Origin of the sequence: Dyadobacter sp. LHD-138 (assembly GCF_030929615.1) — a bacterium.
GTDB lineage: Bacteria > Bacteroidota > Bacteroidia > Cytophagales > Spirosomataceae > Dyadobacter.
Map to the genome: position 1 here is coordinate 90748 of NZ_JAVFVU010000031.1, position 21353 is coordinate 112100.

22 protein-coding genes are annotated in these 21353 nt (G+C 43.6%); 14 read left to right on the forward strand and 8 right to left on the reverse strand.

The features are described from left to right. Nucleotides 1-3 precede the first annotated feature (3 nt). Both RB622_RS21735 and RB622_RS21740 read left to right on the forward strand, forming a co-directional pair. Nucleotides 4-837 carry a glycosyltransferase gene (locus RB622_RS21735; protein WP_308048780.1) on the forward strand — a complete coding sequence of 278 codons (834 nt, stop codon included), beginning with the start codon at nucleotides 4-6 and terminating at the stop codon, nucleotides 835-837. A 38-nt stretch (nucleotides 838-875) separates the two neighbouring features. Beyond that, nucleotides 876-1640, forward strand: coding sequence for a glycosyltransferase family 2 protein (locus tag RB622_RS21740; RefSeq protein ID WP_308048781.1), 765 nt, complete (start codon nucleotides 876-878; stop codon nucleotides 1638-1640). A 50-nt stretch (nucleotides 1641-1690) separates the two neighbouring features. Here RB622_RS21740 and RB622_RS21745 read toward each other — a convergent pair whose 3' ends face one another. From RB622_RS21745 to RB622_RS21755, 3 genes are read right to left on the reverse strand one after another with little or no spacing between them, the layout of a single operon-like run. Next, a complete protein-coding gene (locus RB622_RS21745) occupies nucleotides 1691-2140 on the reverse strand; it encodes a hypothetical protein (RefSeq protein ID WP_308048782.1) in 450 nt (149 codons plus the stop codon). Continuing rightward, nucleotides 2141-3304, reverse strand: coding sequence for a 1-deoxy-D-xylulose-5-phosphate reductoisomerase (locus RB622_RS21750; protein WP_308048783.1), 1164 nt, complete (start codon nucleotides 3302-3304; stop codon nucleotides 2141-2143). A gap of 19 nt (nucleotides 3305-3323) precedes the next feature. Further along, a complete protein-coding gene (locus RB622_RS21755; protein ID WP_308048784.1) occupies nucleotides 3324-4826 on the reverse strand; it encodes a GH3 auxin-responsive promoter family protein in 1503 nt (500 codons plus the stop codon). A gap of 176 nt (nucleotides 4827-5002) precedes the next feature. On the opposite strand from RB622_RS21755, the gene RB622_RS21760 reads away from it, so the two are divergent. From RB622_RS21760 to nadD, 7 genes are all read left to right on the forward strand, one after another. Next, entirely contained in the window at nucleotides 5003-6028 is a 1026-nt protein-coding gene (locus RB622_RS21760) for a rod shape-determining protein (protein ID WP_308048785.1), read from the forward strand. Nucleotides 6029-6103: 75 nt separating this feature from the next. Continuing rightward, nucleotides 6104-6943: a rod shape-determining protein MreC gene (gene mreC / locus RB622_RS21765; RefSeq protein WP_308048786.1), complete on the forward strand. Its 840-nt coding sequence runs from the start codon at nucleotides 6104-6106 to the stop codon at nucleotides 6941-6943. Further along, nucleotides 6940-7443: a hypothetical protein gene (locus tag RB622_RS21770; protein WP_308048787.1), complete on the forward strand. Its 504-nt coding sequence runs from the start codon at nucleotides 6940-6942 to the stop codon at nucleotides 7441-7443. Before mreC ends, RB622_RS21770 begins: the two co-directional genes overlap by 4 nt. 226 nt (nucleotides 7444-7669) lie before the next feature. Further along, complete coding sequence (locus tag RB622_RS21775; RefSeq protein ID WP_308048789.1) at nucleotides 7670-8269, forward strand: sigma-70 family RNA polymerase sigma factor; 600 nt, start codon at nucleotides 7670-7672, stop codon at nucleotides 8267-8269. Between the two features lie 89 nt (nucleotides 8270-8358). Next, nucleotides 8359-8649, forward strand: coding sequence for a phosphohydrolase (locus RB622_RS21780; protein ID WP_308048790.1), 291 nt, complete (start codon nucleotides 8359-8361; stop codon nucleotides 8647-8649). A gap of 11 nt (nucleotides 8650-8660) precedes the next feature. Beyond that, nucleotides 8661-9230, forward strand: coding sequence for a guanylate kinase (gmk, locus tag RB622_RS21785; RefSeq protein ID WP_308048791.1), 570 nt, complete (start codon nucleotides 8661-8663; stop codon nucleotides 9228-9230). A 67-nt stretch (nucleotides 9231-9297) separates the two neighbouring features. Continuing rightward, nucleotides 9298-9870, forward strand: coding sequence for a nicotinate (nicotinamide) nucleotide adenylyltransferase (gene nadD, locus RB622_RS21790; RefSeq protein WP_308048792.1), 573 nt, complete (start codon nucleotides 9298-9300; stop codon nucleotides 9868-9870). Nucleotides 9871-9986: 116 nt separating this feature from the next. On the opposite strand, the gene RB622_RS21795 is transcribed toward nadD, so the two are convergent. Further along, the gene (locus RB622_RS21795; RefSeq protein ID WP_308048793.1) at nucleotides 9987-11810 is read right to left on the reverse strand and encodes an SWIM zinc finger family protein; all 1824 of its coding nucleotides are present in this window, start codon (nucleotides 11808-11810) and stop codon (nucleotides 9987-9989) included. Between the two features lie 63 nt (nucleotides 11811-11873). Here RB622_RS21795 and RB622_RS21800 point away from each other — a divergent pair, with 63 nt between their 5' ends. Continuing rightward, a complete protein-coding gene (locus RB622_RS21800; protein WP_308048794.1) occupies nucleotides 11874-12860 on the forward strand; it encodes a metallophosphoesterase in 987 nt (328 codons plus the stop codon). Nucleotides 12861-12898: 38 nt separating this feature from the next. On the opposite strand, the gene RB622_RS21805 is transcribed toward RB622_RS21800, so the two are convergent. Next, the gene (locus RB622_RS21805) at nucleotides 12899-13291 is read right to left on the reverse strand and encodes a hypothetical protein (RefSeq protein WP_308048795.1); all 393 of its coding nucleotides are present in this window, start codon (nucleotides 13289-13291) and stop codon (nucleotides 12899-12901) included. Nucleotides 13292-13527: 236 nt separating this feature from the next. Between RB622_RS21805 and RB622_RS21810 the strand changes: the two genes are divergently transcribed. Next, a complete protein-coding gene (locus RB622_RS21810) occupies nucleotides 13528-13962 on the forward strand; it encodes a nuclear transport factor 2 family protein (protein WP_308048796.1) in 435 nt (144 codons plus the stop codon). A gap of 73 nt (nucleotides 13963-14035) precedes the next feature. Here RB622_RS21810 and RB622_RS21815 read toward each other — a convergent pair whose 3' ends face one another. The 3 genes from RB622_RS21815 to RB622_RS21825 all read right to left on the reverse strand — a co-directional run bounded on the left by RB622_RS21815 (nucleotide 14036) and on the right by RB622_RS21825 (nucleotide 17187). Then, entirely contained in the window at nucleotides 14036-14758 is a 723-nt protein-coding gene (locus tag RB622_RS21815; protein WP_308048797.1) for a porin family protein, read from the reverse strand. A 185-nt stretch (nucleotides 14759-14943) separates the two neighbouring features. After that, the gene (locus RB622_RS21820) at nucleotides 14944-15873 is read right to left on the reverse strand and encodes an AraC family transcriptional regulator (protein WP_090336674.1); all 930 of its coding nucleotides are present in this window, start codon (nucleotides 15871-15873) and stop codon (nucleotides 14944-14946) included. A gap of 174 nt (nucleotides 15874-16047) precedes the next feature. Further along, nucleotides 16048-17187 (reverse strand): acyl-CoA dehydrogenase, encoded by a 1140-nt coding sequence (locus RB622_RS21825; protein WP_308048815.1) that lies wholly within the window; start codon nucleotides 17185-17187, stop codon nucleotides 16048-16050. 225 nt (nucleotides 17188-17412) lie between these two features. Between RB622_RS21825 and RB622_RS21830 the strand changes: the two genes are divergently transcribed. The 3 genes from RB622_RS21830 to RB622_RS21840 all read left to right on the forward strand — a co-directional run bounded on the left by RB622_RS21830 (nucleotide 17413) and on the right by RB622_RS21840 (nucleotide 21350). Beyond that, complete coding sequence (locus RB622_RS21830) at nucleotides 17413-18684, forward strand: hypothetical protein (RefSeq protein WP_308048799.1); 1272 nt, start codon at nucleotides 17413-17415, stop codon at nucleotides 18682-18684. Further along, complete coding sequence (locus RB622_RS21835) at nucleotides 18681-19937, forward strand: hypothetical protein (protein ID WP_308048800.1); 1257 nt, start codon at nucleotides 18681-18683, stop codon at nucleotides 19935-19937. The genes RB622_RS21830 and RB622_RS21835 overlap by 4 nt, the downstream gene beginning before the upstream one ends. Nucleotides 19938-20021: 84 nt before the next feature. Further along, the gene (locus RB622_RS21840) at nucleotides 20022-21350 is read left to right on the forward strand and encodes a MutS-related protein (RefSeq protein WP_308048801.1); all 1329 of its coding nucleotides are present in this window, start codon (nucleotides 20022-20024) and stop codon (nucleotides 21348-21350) included. The last annotated feature ends 3 nt before the right edge of the window (nucleotides 21351-21353 follow it).

A 21353-nucleotide genomic window follows, 5' to 3' on the forward strand; every position in this document is an offset into this window, starting at 1 on the left:
ACTATGAGCAAGGTTTCTGTTTGTGTCCCGACTTTCAATCATGCGCGCTATATCACGCAAATGCTGGAAGGTGCCCTGAATCAGAAAACCACATTTCCATTTGAAATTGTGATCGGTGATGATGGCTCCACAGACGGCGCACAGGACATTATCAGCACTTTTTCAGCACAAAATCCCGGCAAAATCAGAGCCTTTTTACACGCCGAAAACCAGGGGCCTTTTGAACCCCGGGAATTCGCAGGCAGGAATAATGTTCTGCAATTGCTGAAAGCCTGCCGGGGCGAATACGTGGCCATGTGCGAAGGCGACGACTACTGGACGGATCCTTACAAGCTGCAAAAACAAGTGGATTTTATGGAAAATCATCCCGAGTTTTCCATTTCCCATCATAACGTACTGGTTACTTACGAAGATGGCTCTCCGAGCCATCATTTCAATAAAGAAACCCAGCCATCCATTTCAACCATCGACGATATCCTTCAAGATCAGTGGTTTATGGCAACGGGGAGCTGGTTGTACCGCAATTATTTCCGCACCGAAAATTTTGCCGACTGGCACGCGAACGCCGCTGCCGGTGACTGGGCCTTAAGTATCCAACTGGCTGCCAAAGGAAAAATTGGTTACCTGTCGGACGTGATGGGGGTTTACCGGAAACACAGCGCGGGGCTCAGCCATGTACATTCACATAACAACACCTGGTTTTTGAGAAACAGAAAGGAAATGTTTGAAAATGTAAATCTGTGGCTGGATAAAAAATACGACAGAACGATTATCCGGACCGTTGCCCGGTATGAGGAACAACTCGAAAAATTAGAAAAAATTGGCAGTTCGCTATAATAATCTTTAATTTGTACTGTTTTTCAATCCAGACATACATGAAGCTAAGTGTTGTAATTCCAGCATATAACGAAGAAGAATCTATTACTGACACACTAAGGTCACTTTACAATACCTTAAATAAGTACAATGTCCCGCACGAAATTTTCGTGACGAATGACAACTCAAAAGACGGAACACTGCGCGTTCTGGATGAACTTTCCCTTGAAATACCAACGCTGGTTTATCAGACAAATCCCGGCCCAAACGGCTTTGGCTATGCCGTACGTTTTGGTCTTGAAAGATTTTCAGGTGATTGTGTAGCCGTATTTATGGCCGATTTGTCGGATGATCCTGAGGATCTTGTCAAATATTATTTCAAGATGCTGGAAGGGAACTATGACTGTGTTTTCGGCTCTCGCTGGGAAAAAGGCGGAAAAGTGATTGACTATCCGGCTTTGAAAAAGGTAATTAATCGGGTGGCTAATCTCATCGTCCGCATGGTGATGGGCATCAAATACAACGATACCACGAACGCATTCAAGCTTTACAAAAGAGAAACCATTGATGGTATCAAGCCTTTTCTTGCTCCTCATTTCAACCTCACGATTGAACTTCCTTTAAAGGCCATTGTGCGGGGTTATAACTACGCCGTTGTTCCGAACAGCTGGACGAACAGAAAATATGGCGAATCGAAATTGAAAATTAAAGAAATGGGAAGTCGCTATTTCTTCATTCTGATGTACTGTTTCATCGAGAAATTTTTCTCCCGCGGCGACTACATGAAAAAATCGGTCGCGCCGAAAAAAGAAGTCAGCAGATAATAAGACTACAAATATAGATTTTCAAAAAGCGTACAGCGATGTGCGCTTTTTTATTTTATCCATTCCTGAATAAAAGTCATTTTGTGCGCAATGTAGGAGACGAAAAAGCCCCAGCCCAACGCGCTGAGCGTCATCCATAAAAAAATGGAAGCTCTTGGCACACGGAAAGCAACGGCCAGTGCCGTTCCAAAAATGGGTGTAAACAACGGTGGTGTCAATAGCGCAATACCAATGATCCCGAATTTCTTCCAGATTCTCACGGCAATACGATTTGTTTTGCTGAATTTCTTTGGCGTTTCTTTTCTGTATTTTTTTAGAAGTGCCTGAATGCCTTTCCCCACATAGGTAACCACCAGGACGCTGAACATCATGCCTACAATGGAGCAGACTGCCGTTTCAATCCAGTTCAGACGCAGGACAACCCCTGTGATAGGGCCTCCAAAAAATTTCAATGTACTTGCGAGTGCAACAGATATATACTTCAAAAAAATGGCTTTCATTTATACTTTTACTTGAATCATTTCCAGGGCAAAGCGCCTTGTAGCTTCATTGGTTTCAACATAATCAAGGTATGCCGGATTTTCAATATAGGCAATTTTGGCAATGCATGCTATAATCACATCGGATATTTCTAAAAAACCGATCCTGTCTTGAAGAAATGCTTCTACGGCAATTTCATTTGCTGCGTTGACAGTACAAGCTGCATTTCCGCCTCTTTCCAGCGCTTCATAGGCAATCGCCAGATTACGGAATGTGTCCAGATCCGGCTTTTCAAAGGTCAGGGACGGATAGGCCGTAAAATCAAAACGGGGGAAAGAAGATTTTAAACGATAAGGATAATGCAGTGCGTACTGGATCGGCAGCTTCATGTCAGGCAAACCCATTTGCGCTTTGATGCTCCCGTCTTCAAACTGCACCATCGAGTGAATAATACTTTGCGGGTGCACGATCACGTCAATCTGACTGGCTGAAAGATCGAACAACCATTTGGCTTCAATCACCTCCAGACCCTTATTCATCAGCGTAGCCGAATCGATGGTGATTTTGGCCCCCATACTCCAATTCGGATGTTTCAGTGCCTGCTGCTTGGTAACAGCTGCCAAAAAAGCACGATCTTTTCCACGAAAAGGCCCACCCGAAGCGGTCAGGATAATTTTTTCGACCGGATTTTTTTCTTCACCAACCAGACATTGATAAATCGCCGAGTGTTCCGAATCCACCGGATAAATGCTAACGTTATTTTCCCTGGCAAGATTCGTGATCAGCTCACCCGCCACCACCAGCGTTTCCTTATTGGCAAGGGCAATATTTTTGCCCGCTTTGATCGCGTGAATCGTTGGCAAAAGTCCAGCATAACCTACCATGGCCGTCAGGACAATGTCAATGGAATCGGATTCCACGACTGAAACCAGCGCGGAGTTTCCGGAATAAACCGTAATGGGGAATGACGCAAGCGCAGCGGTAACTTTGTCGGCCAATAATGCATTACCAATAACGACTACTTTGGGCGCAAATTTCACCGCCTGCTCGATCAATAAATCTGCATTGTTTTGAGCGGTCAGCACTTCCACGGAAAAAACATCCGGGTTGGCTTCAATTACCTCAAGTGCCTGCGTTCCGATTGATCCCGTGGAACCCAAAATGGCTATTCTTTTCTTTGACATATTATTTTAATATTAAACTTTACAACGCATTCATTTTCGTTAGCTCGTCGGCTATCTTACGATCGTTGGAAAGTCTCGGTACTTTATTCTGCCCGCCCAGCTTACCGCTGGCACGCATATAATCTATAAATGAATTTTTTCGCAAAGGCGTCATCACCAGCTGGCGCAGAATACTTCCCTTGATCAGATCATCATAATAAACATTCAATTCCGTCAACCGGCGGTCGATATCCTGAACAAACTGCTCCATGTTCACGGGCATTGTCGCGAACTCGACAAACCATTCGTGGTATGGCAATGTGCCCTGATTCGGCGCTACCATGGGTGCCACGGTAAATTCGACTACCTCAACCTCCGGATGCCTTTCCATGGCATACCGAAGCGCCTTTTCTATTTCTTCTCCAATGACATGTTCACCAAAAGCAGAAATAAAATGTTTTATCCTGCCCGTAACCAGAATGCGGTAAGGGTTCGTGGAAACAAATTTGATCGTATCTCCAATCGAATAACCCCAAAGTCCGGCATTGCTGCTTACGACAACTGCATAATTTTTTCCAACCTCAACTTCTTTGATCGACAACCTTTTCGGATGCTCGTCAAAATAATTCTCCACCGGAATAAATTCGAAGAAAATCCCTGAATTCAGCAGCAAAAGCAGTCCTTCCTCCTTCTGAGAATCCTGATAGGCGAAAAAACCTTCTGAGGCAGGATACAATTCTATGGAATCAATCCTTTTTCCGATAGACTCATAAAGTTTGGCTCGATAAGGTTCAAAATTAACACCTCCGTAAATAAATAAGGAAAAGTCAGGGAAAACATCCTTGATCTTTTTTCCGGTGCGATCGATGATCCTGTCGAAATACATCTGGACCCAAGGCGGAATTCCGGAGATCAGCGACATCGGCTGGTCAATGGTTTCGTCAATGATTTTATCCAGTTTCGTCTCCCAGTCCTCGATACAGTTCGTCTCGTAGGTTGGCATCTGGTTTGCACGCAGATAAGCCGGCACATGATGATTTGAAATACCGGATAAACGGCCTGTCAGCACGCCTCCTGTCTCCGTCATCACAGGGCTTCCCGAAAGAAATATCAGTTTTTTATCAAGAAATTCTGCCTTGCCTGTTTCAGCAATATAGCTCAAAATCGCATTCCGGGCCGAATTGATATGATTTGGAATGGATTCGCTGGTGATCGGAATATATTTGGTGCCGGATGTGGTACCGGATGTTTTGGCAAAATAAAGTGGTTTACCGGGCCAGAGAATATCCGGTTCCCCCGCTTTCAGCTGAGCGACATAGCCTTTCAGGTCTTCATAGTCCCTTACAGGTACTGCATTTTTAAAATCCTCATAGGTATGAACGTCCTTAAAAAAGTGATCTTTACCAAACTGAGTATTTGCAGCTTTTTCGACCAGTTTCATGCGCCATTCTTCCTGTACTTCCGTACTTCTGGCGATCCATTTTTGCTGTTCTTCAATGATATATTTCGCCAGCGGCTGGCTCAAGAGTGCTCTGATTCCCATAGTAAAAACAAATGTACACAGGATTTATAAATTCTATTCTACAAGCACAAATCACAGCCCCCGAAAGGTTAAAAATCATCCCCTTAGGGAAATTTGTTAAATGCCTTTGTTTGTGGGTAATAATCTGTAATTTTGCACACCTGAAATCAAAGTGAGCGAAAATTTTAAAAATATATATGGGATTGTTTGATTTTTTGACAAGTGATATAGCGATTGATTTGGGTACGGCCAATACTCTGATCATCCATAAAGATACCGTAGTTGTTGATGAGCCCTCCATTATTGCCATGGATAAAACCACCGGCAAGGTGTTAGCGATAGGCCACACAGCGATGCAAATGCATGAAAAAACGAATGAAAATATAAAAACCATTCGTCCCCTGAAAGACGGCGTAATTGCCGACTTTACCGCTGCGGAAATGATGATCCGCGGTATGATCAAGATGATCGATACCGGCAGTCGTTTTTTCACGCCATCCCACCGCATGGTTGTTTGTATACCATCGGGAATCACTGAGGTTGAAAAACGCGCCGTTAAGGATTCGTGTGAGCATGCAGGAGCCAAAGAAGTTTACATGGTTCATGAGCCTATTGCAGCGGCCATCGGTATCGGCATCGATATCACCCAGCCAAACGGTGTGATGATCGTTGACATTGGCGGTGGTACTACTGAAATTGCCGTTATTGCACTTTCGGGTATTGTTTGTGAGCAGTCTGTGCGTATTGCCGGTGATGTCTTCACAAGAGATATCGTTGACTACATGCGTCGTGAGCATAACCTATTGATTGGTGAGCGTTCTGCTGAATTAATTAAAATGGCCATTGGTTCAGCTTCTCCGGAACTGGATACGGCGCTGGAAGACTACCAGGTTCGCGGCCGTGACTTAATGACGGGTATTCCAAAAGAAATTCGTGTTACTTATAGTGAGATCGCATATTCATTAGATAAATCAATATCTAAAATCGAAGAAGGCGTTATGAAAGCCCTGGAAATCTCTCCTCCTGAACTTTCAGCCGATATTTTCAAAAACGGTATCTGGCTAACAGGCGGTGGTGCTTTGATCCACGGTTTGGACAGACGTATTTCCCAAAAAACTAAATTGCCTGTACACATTGCAGAGGATCCGTTAAAGGCGGTTGTGAAAGGAACCGGTGAGGTTCTTAAAAATCTGGAATTGTACAAACCCGTATTGATTTCGTAGTATCGGATCGTTCACAGGATGTCAGTTAAAAGGCCAGATCTTTAACTGACATCCTGCGTGTGAACATATTAGCCCATGCTTCAGCTTGTAGATTTCGTTGCCCGGAATCGGTTCTTTTTGGTTTTCGTTTTGCTGGAAATATTCAGCGGATGGTTAATTGTGCGCAGTAATTCCTATTGGGGTGCCACGTATTTCAACACGTCCAACTATTACGTTGCCAAAACACTTTCTCTTTCAAATTCAGCCCGCGAGTATACGCGCCTCGGCGAGATCAACGCCGACCTGGCGAATGAAAATGCCCGTTTAAATGCACTGGTTGCTACATTAAGTCAGAAAAACGCGAAAGACGCGCCGGCAGGTTATGTCCCGGATTCGGCATTTAATTCAAGGTTTACTTATACCGTTGCGAAAGTTGTCGACAACGAAACCAACAGAACCAACAATTACATTACGATCGATAAGGGCACGGATGACGGCATTCAGCCGGACATGGGTGTCATATCGGCGACAGGTGTCGTTGGTAAAGTCCGTTTCTGTTCAAAGAATTACTCGATCATTACATCCATCCTGCATTCACAGTTTATGGTTTCGTCCAAGCTCGTACGCAGCAAAGAGATCGGCACAGCCAAGTGGCCCGGGAAAGATCCTGATTTTATCGACCTGGTGGACGTTTCCCGTTATACCAAAGTTTACAAAGGAGATTCTGCGGTAACTTCCAATATGAACTCCGTTTTCCCTCCCGGCATAATGGTGGGGAAAGTTAAATCTGTCACGGTACATCCTGATCAGACGTTTTATAACATCAGCCTGGAATTAGCAACGGATTTCAGAAACCTTTCCTATGTCTATGTGGTGAAAAATCAGCAACTTGGGGAACAGGAAAAATTAAAACAACGTATAGGAGAACGTCAATGAGCTTACGCGAGGCAATACAATATTCTTTAATGGTGCTCATGTACCTCTTGCTGCAAATTTTCTTTATGCGCAATATGGTCCTGTTCAACTATGCATTTTGCTTTGTTTACGTTGGGGGTATTCTCATTCTTCCTACCGAAACCAGCCGGATGTATTTGCTTTTTATCGGTTTTGCTTTGGGCTTCACAGTCGATATTTTTTCAAATACTTTTGGCATGCATGCGGCCGCAGCCGTGCTTATTGCCTATCTGCGCCCCTTCCTGATCCGGTACCAAATGGAATCCAAAGGTGCCGAACGTGTTGATATCGGGATTAGAAGCCAGGGCATTGGCGCATTTCTGGCTTATATCGCTCCGTTAATTCTGCTGCATCATGCCATGCTTTTTTTTATGGAGATAAATAATTTGGGCATGATACTGCACACACTGATCCGTATCATAGCCAGCACCCTCTTCACACTGATCATGATAGTTCTTTTGGAACTTTTTTCAAAAAGGTAACCTGACAATTTGACGGTACCAAATAGACTTGGCTCGAAATTTGATGTTTATACATCAATAAGCGGTGATAGCATTTTTAGATATCACCAATGTCAGGTAAAGTCCTTTCAGCGAAAAAATGTGCATCCCGAAATAATGGCAGTTCAGGAACTTATAACCGCCATTCATCAAAATTTGCTTTGTACGATTTGGAGCTGTTGATAATCTTTGTAAATTCAGCATTCCTATGTCAGTTGCCATGCCAGAATCGATCACCACTAATGGATACACCGACGATCTCCGCTACGAGATTTTCAACCGTGAATTCATGCCACACATAGACTCCATGTATAACTTCGCCTTCCGCCTAACCATGGACGAAGACGATGCAAATGACCTGGTGCAGGACACATACCTAAAAGCTTTCCGGTTTATTTCTTCTTTTGAGCAGGGCACGAACGCCAAAGCATGGCTTTTCCGTATCCTGAAAAACAGCTTTATCAACGATTATCGTAAAAAAAGCAAAGAACCTTCAAAAGTTGATTATCAGGAAGTAGAAACAACTTATAATTCAGAGGAAGCTTCCGATACGACTTACACGGTCGATCTTCGGGCCGACGCCGTGCAGGAACTTATCGGTGACGAAGTGGCCAATGCATTGAATGCGCTGCCTGTTGACTTCCGTACCGTGATTATTCTTTGTGACATTGAAGGGTTTACCTACGAGGAAATGGCCAAAATTCTGGACATTCCCATCGGTACAGTAAGGTCCAGATTACACCGTGCACGTAACCTTTTGAAAGAAAAACTGAAAAGTTATGCCAGTTCAATGGGATATGATTCTTAACTCATGAAACTTTTTTCATAAACAAATGAGTTATAGGGTACAGTCGTACATATATATTCCAAAAAATTAATTTACCAGCATAATTTGTGATGAATGCATCTTCCCATACGCCTTCTGATACAGAAGACGCGCAAAAACAACCCATGAAGCATAGCTGCGAGCATCATGCCGAATGTATGAAAATCATTCAGTCGATTCTCGACGACGAAGCTACGGAAGCGGAAAAGGATCATTTCAGGGAAAACATGGATAAATGCCTGCCTTGTATCGAAGCTTATCGCCTTGAAAAGTGCATTAAGGAGTCATTGAGTATCAAACTTGTGAAAAGACCTTGTCCACAAAGCATTTTGGATACTATTTTGTCCAAAGTAAATAGTTAATCCGGTTACGCGTGAAAGGTAAGCTTATCATATTTTCTGCCCCATCAGGTTCTGGGAAGACAACCATAGTCCGGCATCTCTTAGATACATTTTCTTCGCAGCTGGCGTTTTCAGTTTCCGCGTGTACGCGCACGAGACGGGCATATGAAGTGGATGGAAAAGATTATTATTTTTTATCCATTGAAGATTTCAGACAACGGATTGCAAACCAGGAATTTGCCGAATGGGAAGAAGTTTATGCCGGTAATTATTACGGTACCCTGAAAGCAGAAATCCAAAGGCTCTGGGATGAAGGAAAACATGTGGTTTTCGATGTGGATGTCAAAGGCGGCCTGAAACTCAAGGAAGCATACGAAAAAGATGCCCTGGCCGTATTCGTAAAAGTTTCTTCAGAAGCAGAAATTGAACGCCGGTTGAATAGCCGCGGCACCGAGACAGCAAAAACAATGGCAACACGTCTTGCCAAGGTTCGTTACGAACAAAGTTTTGAACACGAATTTGATACCGTGCTGATTAATGATGACCTGGGTGAGGCTTTGAAAAAAGCGGAAGATCTGATTCAGGAATTTGTTAAGGAATAAAGCGGATTGCTGTCATAGGTTTGTCAGTAATTTGTCGTTTTTGTCATGACTCCCCCAATATTATTTTATGAAAATAGGTCTGTTTTTCGGATCCTTCAATCCTATACACATCGGTCATTTGATTATTGCCAACACCATGGTAACGTCCACTGATCTGGAACAGGTTTGGTTTGTGGTAAGTCCGCAGAATCCATTTAAGAAAAACAGCAGCCTGCTTCATGAATTCGACCGTTATGATCTGGTACAGCGGGCCGTTGCGGATAACGCTTTGCTCAAAGTGACTGACGTAGAGTTTCATATGCCAAAGCCCAGTTACACCATTGATACACTGATCAGGATGCAGGAAAAATTTCCTCAGCATGCGTTTAAACTGATCATGGGTGAAGATAACCTGGCCCAGTTTCCGCATTGGAAAAACCATGACAAAATTCTTGAATACGTTGGCTTATACGTATACCCAAGGCCGAATTCATCGGCCCACAATTTCAAAGATCACCCCGCCGTTAAATTCGTACAGGCTCCGTTGCTGGACATTTCTGCCACATACCTGAGAGCCTGCCTGAAAAAGGGTATTTCGATCCGTTACATGGTTCCTGAAGCAGTAGAATCTACGATAAGGATTAAGAAGTTTTATTTGTGAAGGATTTTATTGATACTGCTTTGATCAAATCTTACAAGCTACTATTTTGCGCCGTAGGTACAATTCGTGGGTAGAAATAATTGCCGATTTATTTATTAGTCTTGGCAAGTCTAATATCACCCCACCTTTTTCAATTCATCAATCATGGCGGGTCTTCTGGGATATCTTGATCTTAAAATCTGCGCTGCTTCCAGGATTTTACTTTTACTTGCAGGCATCAGCTTAATAATTTTTTGCATGTTCGATGCAATCTGTGCATAGTTCGATCTCGAATTAGCCTTGTCGCCTGCAAGCAATAATACCGGGAAAAGCAAGTCGGTCAGTTGTGGTTGAAAATGTGGCGCCAGATATTTCAGATATTCGAGCAATACCTCCTCACTAGGGTAATCCTCAACAAGATTATACAATGCATCCCATTGTTTTTCCTGCACATAAAGTGGGGCTAGCCTGTTTAATAAAGCTTGGTTCTTGGACCACCACGGATGGTTAAAATGCTTTTTTGCTTCCAACTCAACCCCATCAACAATTTTCCGAATCAAATTGTCAAATTCAATTTCCCATTCTGCTTTCGGGAAAGTCTTTTTCCAATTTTCATAGTACTCTTTTGCAAAACCACGATCAAAGGCAAAAAGCAGGTTAAAATGCCTTTGCATCGTCATATCTCCTTCCAGCACTGCAATTTGGAGGAGCACTTTTTGCCATTGAGAAACCGTTCCTGGATGACTTAACTTCTCCGCCAATACAATCCCCTGATAAATCAACTCTTTTGCTTCTATATAATCTTTCCTATTAATCGCTTCATCAACAACACCCTTCCTTACTTCCACGATGTCCAGATTCTGCCATATCATCTTTTCGGCATCAAGCATCTTTCCGGTTTCCTTTAAAAACAGGATGGTTTGTTTGGTAAAATACTCTGCCCGGTAATTGCTAACACCCGGTTCAGCACTTTTTTTGGAAAACCGGCTTGTGAAGGAGAGAAAGGTTTCGTTCCGGTTTAATTGTACAGACAAATTTCGAAATACATCAAATAAGTCATCTCCGAAATCGCCATAATCAAAATAAACCCCGTTACTGAGTTCTGTTGCCAAAAAATCATGTATACTTTCTTTCAACGTCCGTGCGCAAAGCGCAGATTCCGCAATTGAGCCCAGGATGGAAATTGCATCTGAGATGGTAGCCCCAATACTGCCATTGGAGTCATCAGCCTCCGGAATAACATCCACTATCAATTGTTTCAGTACCACCCGGACAATAACTGAAGCGTCTTTGAAATTGTCGGCATCTATGGCTTTCTCCGCTTTGGCAAGAATGGCATCGGCTTTGCTGGACAAGTCCCCGGCGGAATAATAATCCACAAAACCTCCACTCATGGAAGAGCGGATTATCTTTTTGACCAGATCTGTATATTGCTTTTCAACATCAACGTGTTCGTCCTTGTGTGCAAAATGCAATTCAAACTGGTTTTTGAAATTTTTGTCATTTCCGGCAAATAGCGCAACGAATTCTTTCAATTCCGAAACGGTAACTTTCTTCAGTAATTCGGTAAATGACAACGCCTGGCCTTTCTTCGCAGGTTTTAATTTCACGGTTTTAACCCGTGTTTTCAGTTCATAAAACACTGCCACAATATGCTTGCACACGTCGGCATCGTGCGGACAATCGCAGGAATAACCCTCTATTTCATCATTGCCAATAAGCTCAACTTCAACCGAGTAAACCTCCGAACCTTCCACCTCCGCGCACCAGACCCCATTTTCTTCTTCTTCAAGAATGCTCACGGATCCTTCATCGAAATATGCTTTTCCACGCTGGAGAATGACAGGGGAAATTTGGGTCTGGAAGTTTTTCAGGTTCATTGAGGTATGGATTATTTTATCAAATTTAACCGCCAGCGTTGATTTTTGAAATAGGAAAACCTGATTTTTTTCTACCCTCATTGGTAAATCAACATCGATTTCGTCTTGTTAAGGTATTCTTTTACCTTTCCCCGCCGCTAGCTGATGAAACGCCGAAACTTTATTCAAACCGCTGTTGCCGTTACAACGGGCACTGCCATTGCCGGGCATGCGAAAGCCGGAACGCTCTTAGAACAGAGAAGCAAGTTTTCACTGGATCAGAATAAAGTCAAAATTCATTCCCCCGACTTCACCACGCCGGTGAAAGTATTACTGGTCTCGGATACGCATCTTTGGATGGATGACCAGCGTGGAGAGCCTTTTGTCCAATACAGCGGGCGAATGGCGAAGGCTTACAATCAGACGACGCATTTCCAGACCGGCCAGCCAACCAATCCCAATGAATCGTTTGAGAAGATGATCGCATTAGGTAAAACGTTAAAAGTCGATCTGCTTGCCTTGCCCGGGGACCTTTTCAGTTTCCCTTCGGAAGCGGCTATCGACTGGGTTACACGTCAACTGAATGAATCCGGTCTGCCTTTTCAATATGCCGCGGGAAACCACGACTGGCATTACGAAGGCATGGAGGGCAGTCTCGCAAGTTTGAGGAAGCAATGGTCTGAAAGCAGATTAAAACCGTTGTATCAGGGAGATCATCCTTTGATGACGGTAAAAGAAATTCATGGAATCCGGTTTGTCACATTGGATAATTCCATTTACGAGATTCTGCCGGAGCAACTCGCATTTTTTCGTGAGCAGGTCAAAACCGGAAAACCGCTGGTACTTTTTGTGCATATCCCTCTCTACGCGCCTGGTCGGCCGATGGGTTTTGGATGCGGACACCCGCAATGGGGATGGGAAGCCGACCAGGGCTTTACCCTCGAACGGCGCCCGCGCTGGCCAAAGGCAGGCCACACGACCACAACCATGGATTTTCACAAAGAAGTATTTGCCGCCACCAACCTGTTAGGTATTTTCGCCGGACACACCCACAAGCAATCCCTGGACGTAGTCAACGGCATCCCGCAATTTGTTACCGCGGCAAATGCGATGGGCGGGTTTATGGAGATTGAATTTTTGAGGGAGAATTAACATCTCCCTCCTGCGCTAAAATATCGGGTTGGAAACGGTCACAGCGGCCTGCTCTGATACGTAATTTCCGACAACAGGCCTATCGCATTAAATTTCAGTATTATTTTTTTCGCCTCCGATTTTTTGGTGATATCATCACACTGCGGTCCTTTTTCTAAAAAATAAACATAGAACTTCTGGTTTCTTTCACCCAGCTGATGAATATCCGGTCTTCCCAGAATCTTTCCGATATCGTCGGCAAATTTCCCGATCAACTGTTTTTGTTCTCCTCTGAGATCAGCTACCAACGCAGAACGCTCATTCTTGCATCCTCCGCGGTCCTGACGCCACTTTTTCAAGTCAAGCTTGCCAAGTGTATCCGGCGGCGTAGAACAGGCTACAAGTCCTAAAAACAGCCCTGCCAGGGATATCCACGTTTTAACCTTCATCATATCTTTTCGTATTGCTATCGATCCGTAAAACAAACGCGAATCTAATCATATATTCACAAGGGAGGAAACTTTGGGGCTCTCAGCTTTCGGCCAGCATCGGTCGGCTTCTGCGCCGAATAGAAGCCAACGACCGATCACATAATTTTTCCATAAACATTTTACTAAAAATTTGTACAGCATCAGACTTTTTTGCAGCTTCCCAAAACATTTGCTAAAACACGATCAATAAACGCTTTATGAAAAAATTAATGCTTTGTGGTTTGCTTGCACTGGGCTCGCTGACAACCTATGCGCAAGCCAGTTTTTCGCGTCCGCAGGATGCAACCGAGTGTTCCAATGCCTTTTTTAAGGCACTGTTGGACGAAGACAACAATGCGCTAAACAATATTCTGGCCGACGATTTTTCAATTGTGAGCTTCGATGGCCAGCAGGTGGATCGCGATATGCTTTCTCAGGGTGTTGCCCAAGGCTATATCGTCGTGGATACGGGCATGATTTCCGGCACCCGCACACGCGACTATGGCGATGTGGGCGTGGTTACAGGAACCTGGAATGTGAAAGGAAAAATCGAGAATAACGGCTTCCAGAATGAAGTAACTTATACCGTGGTTTCCGTTAAAAAAGGCGGAAGCTGGAAAGTTTCAGCCGTTCAGCTTACGCCGGTCCAGTAAAATTTCGGCAATAAAAAATGGCTGCCGGGATATTTCCCTCGCAGCCATTTTTTATTAATGCTTGTGTTGTTGTTTATTTTCTACCAACGGGTAAGAGAACGCCAACGTTGATTGAAGCCCCACGGTTATACAGTTTTGATTCGTTTCCGTCAAAATGCCCTACCAGGTTGTTGATTCCAAAATGATAACGCGCTTCGCCAAATATTTTCACCGCACCAATCGGGTAAGCCGCACCTACACCCGCCACCAGACCAATATCAAATTTCCGGATGCCATCGTCTCCGCTTAAAGACTGATCATCTTTTTCTTCTGAAACAAGCTCTCCGTTTACGTACGTCTTGGTTGTACTCTTGAATTTAAGGGGTGTTGTCAGATAACGTAATTCAGGCCCGAACGATACAATGCCTTCCAGTTTGCCAAATTGCGGTTTATACTGAAACAAGATGGGCAACTCAATATAATTTGCAACAACCTTGCCTTTTCCTTCAATTCTGTAACGCTGGTTATTTTGTACAGCCTCTATCGTGTTGGAGGTTTTGGCACCACGCTGAGAAAACCCGGGCTCAACCTGAATACTCATAGTCGGTGTCAGGGCATAATTAAATAATACAGCAAAGTTAAATCCGGCCCGGGTCTTAAATCCCGGTGAGTCATCATACGATTGTTCTTCCTCATATGAAAAATTTGATAGGTTAACACCCGTTTTCAAACCCACACTCATTTGCGCCCAGGCTGATGAGCTAATAAATAGGCTGACTAGAACAGGTAAAAACAGACGTGTGGATTTCTTCATCATCAACATGGCTTTTATTTCGGCGAGTAAGTTTTGTTAAAGTTATTCTAAAAGAAATAAAAGTTTCAAACATTCAAAGTAAACAAGCGGTAAATAATTTCTGCCAATAAAAAACCGATACGGTTACGCACAAAAAAAAGCCGTCCTTTTGGAACGGCTCATTTTTCAAAACATTTATAATCAGAATACTAAACATTCATAAGTGATTCACGACGACGCATTTTACCCGCAGGGATACCAAACATCATCTTGAAACGACGGCAGAAATAGGCCGTGTCTTTATATCCAACATCAGAACCGATGGCGCGGATACTTTTCTTCGAGGTACGAAGTAAGTCCACTGCCTTTTCCATACGCTGATATTCGATATAATCCTGAGGATTGATACCCGTCAGCATTTTGAAATACTGTCCAACATAATCTTCGGAAACGTTGGCAACGTTAGCCAAAACCTTGTTAGAAAGATCACCACCCAAATTATCTTTGATGTAAGCAAAAATATCAATCAAACGAGGATCCTTGAAATACGTACTGTTTGTAACAAGTTGTTCAACAAACAATTTATTTTTAAGGATGTAACGGATGATTTCGATAACAACCTCTTCTGTTTTGATTTTAATGATACGTCCTTTACCAGGAATATCAAGCATGTCTTCTGTCAGGATCTGATTGATCGTGATTGCGATCTGATCGTCTCTTTTGATCAAAAACGGAGGAACATCCAGTGAAGTAAAGAAGTTAACGGTATCAAAAACCTTCGCTTCGAAAGAGATCAAACCGAAAGAATTCGGCAGTTTTCCGATTAAAGCAGGGTCATGTCCGGCTTCTATATAATTATCCCGGTTTGTCATGAACTCTTCGTTCGACACGGTTTTCGCAGATTGCGTATTTCCGTATGTCACAGTCGCATGTTTTCCGCCTGGGATAAACAACATGTCACCTTCTTCTACCTTATGAGATTCTTCGCTTCCGAACGAAACTTCTCCATCGTACAAAATTGTAAGTGAATTCTGTACGTCGTAAAAATTTTTGATCGTGATAGGTTGCAGGATACGAATGTGTCGTGCCTTCACAAACTTCACTCCCAATGATTCGATAATCTTATTATAGTCTTCCATACATGTATATATTTAAGGGGCCGAAAAGACCTTTTACTCAATTTTTGTACAAATCTAATAAATTGTACAAAACTAATACAAGCATGCAATAACAAAAAATATAAAAAAAGTATCTTTTTAAGACTAAATTAATCCAACATTTAGAACAATATGTAGAAATATGCCCTCAACAGCCTATTTTAGCAACTCGCGAGCGATTACCAATTTTTGGATTTCAGAGGTACCTTCATAGATTTGTGTAATTTTTGCATCGCGCATCAACCGCTCGACGTGAAATTCCTTCACATAACCGTAACCCCCGTGAACCTGAACGGCTTCGATTGTAACCCACATGGCAACATCGGATGCATACAACTTGGCCATAGCAGCTGCCTGAATATAATCCTTGCCCTGATCTTTTAACCTCGCTGCTTTGTAAACCAGCAATCTTGCCGCTTCAATCCGCGTAGCCATTTCGGCAAGTTTAAACTGTATCGCCTGATGGTCACTGATCGGTTTTCCAAACGTTTTTCGTTCCTGCGCGTATTTTAATGACAATTCGAAGGCTCCGGCTGCGATGCCCAATGCCTGCGCCGCAATGCCGATCCTCCCTCCGTTTAAAACGTTCATGGCAAATTTGAAACCGAAGCCATCGTCACCAATCCTGTTTTCCTTCCGCACCTTCACATCCGAAAACATCAGCGTGTGCGTGTCCGAAGCCCGGATGCCCATTTTGTCTTCCTTCTTTCCTACTATAAAACCGGGCGCCCCTTTTTCTACGATTAAAACATTGATCCCTTTGTGCGCCTTTTCGGGATGCGTCTGCGCCATGACCAGGCATACACCCGAAGAATTGCCATTGGTGATCCAGTTTTTGGTACCGTTCAATAAATAATGATCGCCCTTATCCTCAGCCGTTGTATGCTGCGAAGTTGCGTCAGAACCCGCTTCCGGCTCCGAAAGGCAAAATGCGCCGATCATATTCCCCGAACTGAGCTGAGTCAAGTATTTCCTTTTTTGTTCCTCAGTTCCATAAGCCTGAATACCCCAGCACACCAGGGAATTATTTACCGACATAATTACCGAAGCAGATGCGTCAATTTTAGAAATCTCCTCCATCGCAATCACGTAAGACAGCGTGTCCATGCCGCCTCCGCCATATTCCGGACGCACCATCATGCTTAAAAACCCAAGCTCGCCCATTTTCCGGATTAGAGCCGGATCAAATTTTTGTTCATTATCACGTTCAATAACTCCGGACAACAATTCATTTTGAGCGAAATCTCTGGCAGCAAATCGTACAGCCTCATGTTCCTCACTCAGGTTGAAATCCATTCCGATAAGTGGCGCATTATACGGCATAAGAAAAGTACTTTTGGTGGTTGTGAAACAATCAAAAATAAGGCTTTACATTATAGTATGCAAGCATACCAATTTGTAACGCATTAAATCTTTGTGTTTTGCTGATCATTTTGAAAAAAAGTTATCTTAAGTTTGCGCCTTGATATTGATTTTTACCGATAAAACAGACACACTTCATACAAAGATATTCTAGCTCACATGCCCGTTCTTACCGTTTTTTATATTAAGCTTCTCATCAATCTCGGCCTCACGCTGGGCATTTTCTGGGTGATAAGCCGATCTGATCTTTTTGCAAAATGGCAGCAGGAAAAAGAGAAGCTTGTTTTCGCAACAGGTTTTGTTTTGCTCCGGCTAATTCCATGGATCGGTATTTTCCTGATCATCAATGAAGATCCCCGGGGAGACATTCCCTTCTTTTTTTACAAAGCCGATGCCGCCAAGGCCGGAGGTTTTGTCTACCGCGATTTCTGGTCGTACCATGCGCCCTTGTATGCTTACATCATCAGTATCCCCGTTTGGATCTGGCATAATGCCCGAGCCATTGTCCTCTTTATGGTGTTGATGGAAAGTGCCATTCTCTGGCTGACCTACAAAACATATCAGGTCAAAAGCAGCAAGGCGTTACAGTATGCCATGATTTATCTGTTGCTTCCGGCCGGATTTATGTATATCCTGGTGGACGGGCAGGAAGAAGTCTGGTTTTGGGGAGCCGCGTTGCTGATCTGGCGTTATACGATCAAACACAAAGACAATTATGAAGTGGGTGCCGGTTTGCTTTTTGCGCTTACCTTGCTTACAATCAAAGTAACTTTTATCTTTCTGCTTCCTGCGATTTTAGTGGTTGTTAAAAAACCAATAAAAATGCTTTTGGTTATGGCCGCTGTCGGGATACCCGCCGTTGGTTTTTTATACTGGCAAATTGGCGATCTGTTTCTTATGCCAATTCAGCATACGGAACAATTGATGACACCGAATCTTTTTTCGGTAAGCCGTCCTTTTGTAGAGTTATTCATGCATATCAATGAAAAGAAATCTACGATGATCAACTGGGTCGGATTGTTGTTTACCGTTTTCCTGCCGGCCTATATGGCTTTTAAAGCACGTCACAGACACATCAGTGAAATCCTTCCGGGTATTTTCATCGCCGTTTTTGTATGCATGATGATCTTCCAGGCCAGCGCCATGGGCGCCTATCTGATCGCTTACCTGATGGCCGTTCTTTTTGATATTATTGACCTGAAAAAAACCTGGCACGTTGTGGTGCTGCTTGCCGTAAACTGGCTGACGGTTGTGCAGCCTTTTGTCTGGGTTTATATTCACCAACCATCTTATACCTCTTTTGGTATGTTTGGCAACATCTCGAATCTCTTCGAATATGTTTTACAAATCCTGAACGTATTATGTTTCGTCTGGATCCTGCGCCAAACTTATCAGAACGTAGTACATCCTGAAAAACTGGCCGTGGCATGAGTGTAGTTCTAGCAAAAACAGGCATCAGCCTTGTATGTATCCTTCTTCTGGTGGTGGTACTTTCCCAACGGAAAAGACTGTCCGGCTGGCTTGAAAATAAAAGTGTCCGGGTTTCATTGATCAGTGGCTGGGTATTGTTCCGCTTAATCCCTTTTATTGCCGTTTACCTGATCGCAAACATCACGCCTACTTCGGACGTTCTGGGTTTCTGGGATGAAGGCAGCAAGGCATCCATGGGCCAGGTTGTTTACCGCGACTTCTGGTCTCCGTATTCCCCTTTATACGCCTATTTTCTGGGCATCTGGTTAAAAATTTGGTACAGTCCGAAAATGATCGTACTTACGATGGCCGTGATGGATGGTGTGGCATTATGGATTTCCTGGCATTTTTTCCGTCCCTTTCAGTCACGCGGGGCATTTTTGTTTAAAGCATTGATGTACCTCATCCTGCCGGGTTCGCTTGTCCTTTGTATCGTGGGCGCACAGGAAGATGTATGGATGTGGCTGTTTGTGGTGCTTGCCTATCTGGTGAGAGAAAGGACTGTTAGGGTGGAATGGTACGCCGTCATTCTTGGAATAGGTCTGTTGATGACCAAAGCCATTTTTGTCCTGATACTCGTGCCATTGTTTCTGATTGAAAAACAAAAAATCCGTTTCCTTATTCCGATGGTGATTATCGGGATACTTTCGCTGGGTATTTTGTATCCGCTGGTTGGCCTGGAATTTATGCAGCCTATGGACGAAGCCAAAGTGTTACGCGCACCGAATATCCTCTCGATCATCAATCCATGGTTTTTTGATGGCATCGGCGTGGGTGAAAAATTCTGGAACTGGGTGGGGCTCGTTACCTCGGTAGGTTTGGCAACACTGGCCGCTTTCCGCCTTCAGCATGCAGATTTCCGGATTATGCTTTCACGCGTTTGGGTTGTCCTTTATGCGACGATGATGGTGATCCAGCAAAGCGCATACAGCAACTACATTTTCCTGTTTCTGATACCATTGGTTTTTTATATCATCGACTGGACAAGCAGCAAACAGGTTATCCTTTTATTGATTTTCAATATCCTTTGCGTTGTCCATCCCTCTTACTGGTGGCGGCTGGGTATGCCTCGTTATCTGAGTCCTTCGGATATCACGGCAACGCAGGATTCACTTATTGATTATTTGGTCCAGGTGAGCATCATCATCTTAACCGGCTATTTTGTCTGGCTGGCTTTCCCTAAAAAAGGTGTGGCTGACGGTGCAAACCAATAACCTAACCGGCTGACTTTTAACTATTTTTAAGAGAATTACTTTCCCGGTTCTGCCTACTTTTGGAGATGTCCTAACTTCTTCAAAATGCACGCTGTTGACCCGCAAACGCTTTACGAATTACAAATACAATCCCGGAATAGTAAGGAAAGCAGCATCCTGCATTTCTTCGATCAGACCAAAACACAGGGCGGGCAGGACGCCTTGAAAAGGATGATTGGCAGTCCCAAAAATACCTGGGAAGAAATTATTTCGTCTCAACAGCTTCTGAAATTCGTGAGTGCGCATGTGGATTTATGGCAGCTGCCCGTTTCCCGCGCCTACATTGCGGCTGCGGAAAGTTATTACGTCTCCAACATTGCTTATACAATGTCTCAGGATGTTTTCAAACATTGGGTGGACACACTTTTATATTCCTGGCGAAATCCCGGGGAGTTTTACCTGGTTCGCAGCGGACTTACTGCGCTTCTGCTCGTGATACGCGGTATGCACGATTTCCTCCGTCGTTTTGAAAATAGTACCATACCAGATAAAATTGCAGACGATTTTGCATTCCTCCGCAAATTCCTTTTTTCAGATAGTATGGAATCCTTTCTCAAAACAAAGGACGAGCGGATCTCACTCACCTCTGTTTTTTACCGGGATTATTATTTCCGGGTTTCACATAAAGAATCATTTCGTCGGTTGCTTGATGTCTGTTACACTTTTGACGCCTATCGGTCCATTGCCCTCACCAAACAGGTTCACCAATTAAGTTTTCCTGAATTCACGGAAAGTCATTCTGTTTTTGAAGCAAATAAAATCTGGCATCCCTTAATCGCACACGCCATATCCAACAATTTTACCTGCAATGATAAAACCCACCTGTGTTTGCTGACGGGCGCCAATACCAGCGGGAAAACTACTTTTTTGAAAACCTGCGGTCTGACCGTTTATCTCGCACACCTTGGCTGGCCGGTTCCTGCCGGCAAACTTCGGTTGTCATTTTCCGATCAACTGTTTACCTCCATTCATCTTTCGGATAACCTTGAATTGGGTTACAGTCATTTTTACAATGAGATCATGCGTATCAAAGCCATTGCAGAGGCCTTACATGCGGGAAATAAATGTTTTGTGATCATCGATGAACTCTTTCGCGGAACAAACCAGGAGGATGCTTTTTATTGCTCAAAAACAGTGTTAGACGGATTTGCAAATCACCCGGATTCATCTTTCCTCGTATCCACACACCTCTATGAGTTAATGGAGAAATACAAGGATTCTGCCTCCGTTTCTTTTCGTTGTTTCAAAACAAAAATTACCGGTAACGACTTCGAAAATACTTTTCAGATTGAAGAAGGGATTGCTTCGGAGCGAATCGGGCAATTGATTTTGAAGAAAGTAGGCATTCCAGAATTATTAAATGAAGTTGTTTAAACT